The 4,595-nt window shown below is 61.4% G+C and carries 2 protein-coding genes and 4 pseudogenes; 3 read left to right on the forward strand and 3 right to left on the reverse strand.

All coding sequences use genetic code 11. The features are described 5' to 3' along the window. The 3 genes and pseudogenes from AB0366_RS26980 to AB0366_RS26990 all read left to right on the forward strand — a co-directional run. Nucleotides 1-327, forward strand: a pseudogene (locus tag AB0366_RS26980) (hypothetical protein); the annotation flags it as partial. Further along, nucleotides 311-478, forward strand: coding sequence for a hypothetical protein (locus AB0366_RS26985; RefSeq protein ID WP_155288583.1), 168 nt, complete (start codon nucleotides 311-313; stop codon nucleotides 476-478). The pseudogene AB0366_RS26980 and the gene AB0366_RS26985, both read left to right, overlap by 17 nt. Nucleotides 479-527: 49 nt before the next feature. Beyond that, nucleotides 528-1,808: pseudogene (locus AB0366_RS26990) on the forward strand (IS3 family transposase). Nucleotides 1,809-2,029: 221 nt separating this feature from the next. Here the strand turns inward: AB0366_RS26990 and AB0366_RS26995 are convergent. The 3 genes and pseudogenes from AB0366_RS26995 to AB0366_RS27005 form a co-directional block, all read right to left on the reverse strand. Beyond that, nucleotides 2,030-2,396 (reverse strand): annotated as a pseudogene (locus AB0366_RS26995) (IS30 family transposase); the annotation flags it as partial. 51 nt (nucleotides 2,397-2,447) lie between these two features. Beyond that, entirely contained in the window at nucleotides 2,448-4,223 is a 1,776-nt protein-coding gene (locus AB0366_RS27000) for an IS481 family transposase (RefSeq protein ID WP_045840685.1), read from the reverse strand. A gap of 148 nt (nucleotides 4,224-4,371) precedes the next feature. After that, a pseudogene (locus AB0366_RS27005) lies at nucleotides 4,372-4,595 on the reverse strand (IS30 family transposase); the annotation flags it as partial.

The raw sequence follows: 4,595 nt of genomic DNA on the forward strand, positions 1-4,595 counted from the left end.
TACAGCTACCAGAACACCGACGCCTTTTTCGCGGCAGTCAAAGAGGACGCGGGTGAGGCTCTAGTCAAGCGGTACGACGAGGTTCGGCCGACGCTAACCCAGATTATCCAGCAGGCCCAGGTGCAGGCGTCGGGACGCGTTCTGGCCACCAGCGTCACCGGTGAAACCGGTGACGCCGACGGAGAATACACGGTGATGGTCTTCGCGAGCCAGAAGACGCAGAACGTGCAGAATCCACAACCGAGTGAACTGCCGACATTGTTGAAGGTGGTCGTGACGAAAACCGCCCAGGGCTGGCAGATTCAGGACTATGGCCCAGCTGAATGAGACGGCTGCTCCGCAGAAGGAGTTCCACGAAGAGCAAGATGCAGGACGGTACTCATTCTTCGACGCGGTCGCAGATGTCGGCGGGGTCGACGCCGGTGAGGAGTTGGGTGATCTCTTCGGGTGGCGGGTGCCCCCTCGATCGGGTCAGTGATCCGTCCCGGTGTTTCCGGAGGGTTCGTCTCAGGGAAAGATGAAACCTCATGGCAGCAGGATCGAAGCGGTACTCGGCGGAGTTGAAGAAGGATGCCGTCGACATGGTGGCTCGGTTGGTGGCGCAGGGCGATACCGAGTGGGCGGCGATGCGCAAGACCGCGGATTTGCTCGGTGTGGGCGCCGCTGAGACCGTTCGTCAGTGGGTTCGGAAGGTACCCGTCGACGGCCCGGGCAGCACTGTCGAGTTACGTGCCGACGCCGAGGTCATCAGGAAGTTGCGTCAGGAGAACGCCGAACTCAAACGGGCCAACGGGATACTCAAGGCGGCGTCAGCTTTTTTCGCGGCCGAAATCGACCGGCCACACCGATAATTGTGGACTTCATCGGCACTCACCAGGGAAACCGGGTGGGTGCCGATGGTCTTGTCTGGGGTGTCGACTCGATGTGCACGGTGCTCTCCGAGCACGGTATGCACATCGCCCCGTCCACGTACTACGACCATGTCACTCGGGTGCCGTGTGCCCGAATACTGTCCGATGCACATGTCATCGATGCCATTCACATGCTCCGGACGCGGCAACCGCTCGCACGGGTTCTCGGTTCGCGGAAGACCTGGATTATGTTGCGCAGCAGCGGTATCGAGGTAGCTCGATGTACCGTCGAACGACTAATGCGGGAAATGAGGTGGCACGGTGCGCTCAAAAAGAAAGCGGGTCCGCACCACCGTCGCCGATCCGACCCACCCGCGGGCCGAGGATCTGGTGAAGCGCCGGTTCACCGCGGTGGCACCGAACCGGCTGTGGGTCGCCGATTTCACCTAATGCCGCACGATGTCGGGGTGGGCGTTCACGGCGTTCGTCGTCGATGTGTTCGCCCGGAAGATCGTCGGGTGGAAGGTCGCATCGGAGATGACCACCAGCCTCGTCGACACCGCCATCACTAACGCGATTGATTCCCGAAAACGTTCTGGTGTAACTGCTTTGAGTAATCTGATCCACCACAGTGGCGCTGGATCCCAGTACACGGCGATCGCATTCGGGCAGCGTTTGGCGCAGGAGGGCATCGCGGCGTCGATCGGAACGGTCGGCGACAGTTACGACAATGCCCTTGCCGAATCGGTGAACGCCGACTACAAGAATGAGCTCGTCGACAACGGCCCTCGCTTCCCCGGTGCCGCGGAATTGTCGTTGGCCACCGCACAGTGGGTCGCGTTCTACAACCGCGAACGCCCCCACAGCTACTGCCACGACCTCACGCCCGACCACGCCGAGCAACTCCACTACGATCGCACGCGCACCCTCAATCCGGAGGAGGCACTCACGCAGTGAGCCCTCCGGAAATGCCGGGACGGATCACAGTTTGCGAGTGGTCGAACACCGACAGAATCGGGAATGTCGGGATTTTGCAGGCCTCCTCGCCGTGCCGACGGTCGAAGACACAGCGATGGTCACCACGGCGCTGAAGACGGCGTTGCGGCGACGAGATCACGGTGGACACCGCGTCGGCTCAGGGCTCATCCATCACAGCGATGCCGGCAGTCAGGGCGGATTTAACCTGTCGTCGCAACACAGTGCCGTGAAGCCGAGTTCATCTGCTCTGCAAGCACTTCCGCTGGGGTTCGCCACCCAAGTGTTTTGCGCGGGCGGTTGTTGAGTGCATCCGTCACGGCCTGAACGTCACTTCGACGGTATCGAGCGAGATCGGTTCCCTTCGGAAAGTATTGTCGCAACAATCCATTGGTGTTTTCGTTCGTTCCCTGCTGCCAGGGGCTGTACGGGTCGCAGAAGTACACACGGATCCCGGTTTCTGCGGTCAACTCCGCATGACGTGCAAGCTCCGCCGCGGTCCCAGGTCACCGATCTGCGCAGGTGCTCCGGCAGCGGTGTCATCGCAGCCTGGAGTGCATCGCAGACCGACTGACATGTATGGGCCCAGGACATCTTTGACCGATTGTCATCGACACATCGTTACCCGCTTCTGGGGCGGTGGGCGTTGAAGTTCCGAATGGGTTTGGTTGAGGTTCGCGCGTAGACGCCGAGCTCGGTGGTTCCGTCGAGGACCCGAAAGTAGTTGTCTTCGACCACGACAGTCACGATGGTTCCGGCATGGGTACGGCCGACCTTGAGCAGCTGACCGGTCACCATGACCCGGCCGTCTTTCGGGACGCGTCGCTGTACGGTCTGCGGTCCGGCCGGCGGCGGCGCGGGCAACGTTCCCGTAGCTTCCCGTGCGCCGGTCAGACCCGCGAGCTGGCTGGCATCGAGCGGGTTCGGCAGTGTCGCGAGCAGGACGTTGTCGACACTGGCGTGGATCAGCCCTGAGGCGATTCGCAGCGTCACTCGTGTTCCCGCTCTGTCGGCTCCGAGGTGAAGTCGGTGACCGGCGAGGATGACGGTTCCGTCTCGTCCTGCGGTTCGGTCGACCTCGATCGGTCTCGGTTTGGTGGGCAGGACTGCGGTGTCTACTGCCGCTGTTGCCGGAGATGGTCGGCCCTGGCGTGTGCCGCGCATGGCGAGGCGTTCGAGGTCGGTGTGGGTCAGTCGCGAGCGCACTGTCTTGATCACGGTGTCGTCGAGGATGACATGAATGCTGACCAGGTCGATCCACAGGGTGACGGTCCGTCCGGCGTGGTTGCTTCCGATCCACAATTGTTGCGCTCCAGCGACATTGGTCACGCCGCTCGGTGGTACCTGGGTGTCGAGCTCGATTGCACTGCTGCTTCTTTCACGGCCCACCGTTGTCAGGCTGGAGCTTGCAGCGGTGAGAGTTGATGACGAATCGGACTGGCCGTTGTCGGTTGTTCCGTCGTGATGCTCGTGGTGGGCTCGCGCACGGAACAAACTCGCGGGTGTTGCCATGTCCAGACTCTGGTGGGGCCGCAGGGTGTTGTAGGCGTGCACCCATTCGTCGAGGGCGGCTTGGGCAGCAGCGATGTCGGCGAATGCGCCTGCCTCATCGAGGAATTCACGACGAAGGGTTCTGTGGAATCGTTCGATCTTGCCAGTTGTGGTGGGTGAATGGCGTCGGGTCAGTCGTGCGGTGATCCCGAATTCTCGGCATGTTCGCTCGAACAGCACTTCGGCCGGCAGCGGCCGAGTGTGTTTACCGGTGAATTGTTTCCCGTTGTCGGTGAGTACCTCGAACGGCGAACCCCACTTGTGGATGGCAGCGATGAATGCTTCACATACTGCGTTCCCGGAGGGGTGCTCGAGGACGGTTGCGGTCACGATGAATCGTGAGTGGTCGTCGATTCCGGTCAGCATTTTGCACTCGCGTCCGCCGACGAGGAACATTCCGCCGACGAGGTCGAGCTGCCATAGGTGCATCGGCGCTTCGCGCTGCCAACGTTTGTAGACTCGTTTATGTTGTTGCTCTTGATGATTGACCAAGCCGTTGCGGACGAGCGTTCGGTGGACGGTCGCGCGAGATGGGGTTCGGTCTCCGATTTCTTTGCTTAGCTCGAAGCAGATGCGGCGTGCGCCCCACCGCCGGTGATGTCGTCGCATCTCGCAGATGAGGGCTTCGATGTCGGGCTGGATACGGTTCGGGCTCGCATGCGGTCGTCTCGACGAGTCGACAAGTCCGTCGATACCCGAGTTTTCGTATCGCTTGCGCCACGCTGTGACGGTCTGTCTGGAGACGCCGAATCGCTCGGCGACGTCGCTGACCGGTGAGCCGTCGTTGACCTCGGTAATTGCTCGGAAAGCGGACCTGGACAGTGAGTCGTTCGGCGATGTTGGCATCGGATTCGAGGGGCTGAGGGGAAGGCACACCCAACGATCACCAAAGCTGGTGAAGCGTCAGATATGTGCCGATGACGTTCCGTCAAAGATGTGTTGAACCTTTACACGTCACCGACTCCGATCCGTAACCGGACAACGCCGGCCTGTTCTTCACCGGGGGCGCATCCCAGTACCCATCCTTACGTGGCAGATGCAGCAACGTGGTGAATCTGCTGGTGCGTTCGACAAGCGTACCCACTGTGGACCTGCCCAGCCCGATGATCAGACCTCCTTCCCAATGCCCTGGCGTTTTGCGATCAGCGACTTCGTCTGGCCGCGAGCCGATGGTGACGTCATCGGTGATGAATCCGGTGCGGAGCTTCTTCGCTCGCG

The sequence above is a fragment of the Rhodococcus sp. NPDC076796 genome, assembly GCF_040702765.1.
In the GTDB taxonomy this organism is placed as follows: domain Bacteria; phylum Actinomycetota; class Actinomycetes; order Mycobacteriales; family Mycobacteriaceae; genus Rhodococcoides.

Coding starts and splice junctions, on each gene's coding strand:
- AB0366_RS27000 (WP_045840685.1), bottom strand. CDS start 4,223: ATGCCAACATCGCCGAACGACTCACTGTCCAGGTCCGCTTTCCGAGCA.
- AB0366_RS26985 (WP_155288583.1), top strand. CDS start 311: ATGGCCCAGCTGAATGAGACGGCTGCTCCGCAGAAGGAGTTCCACGAA.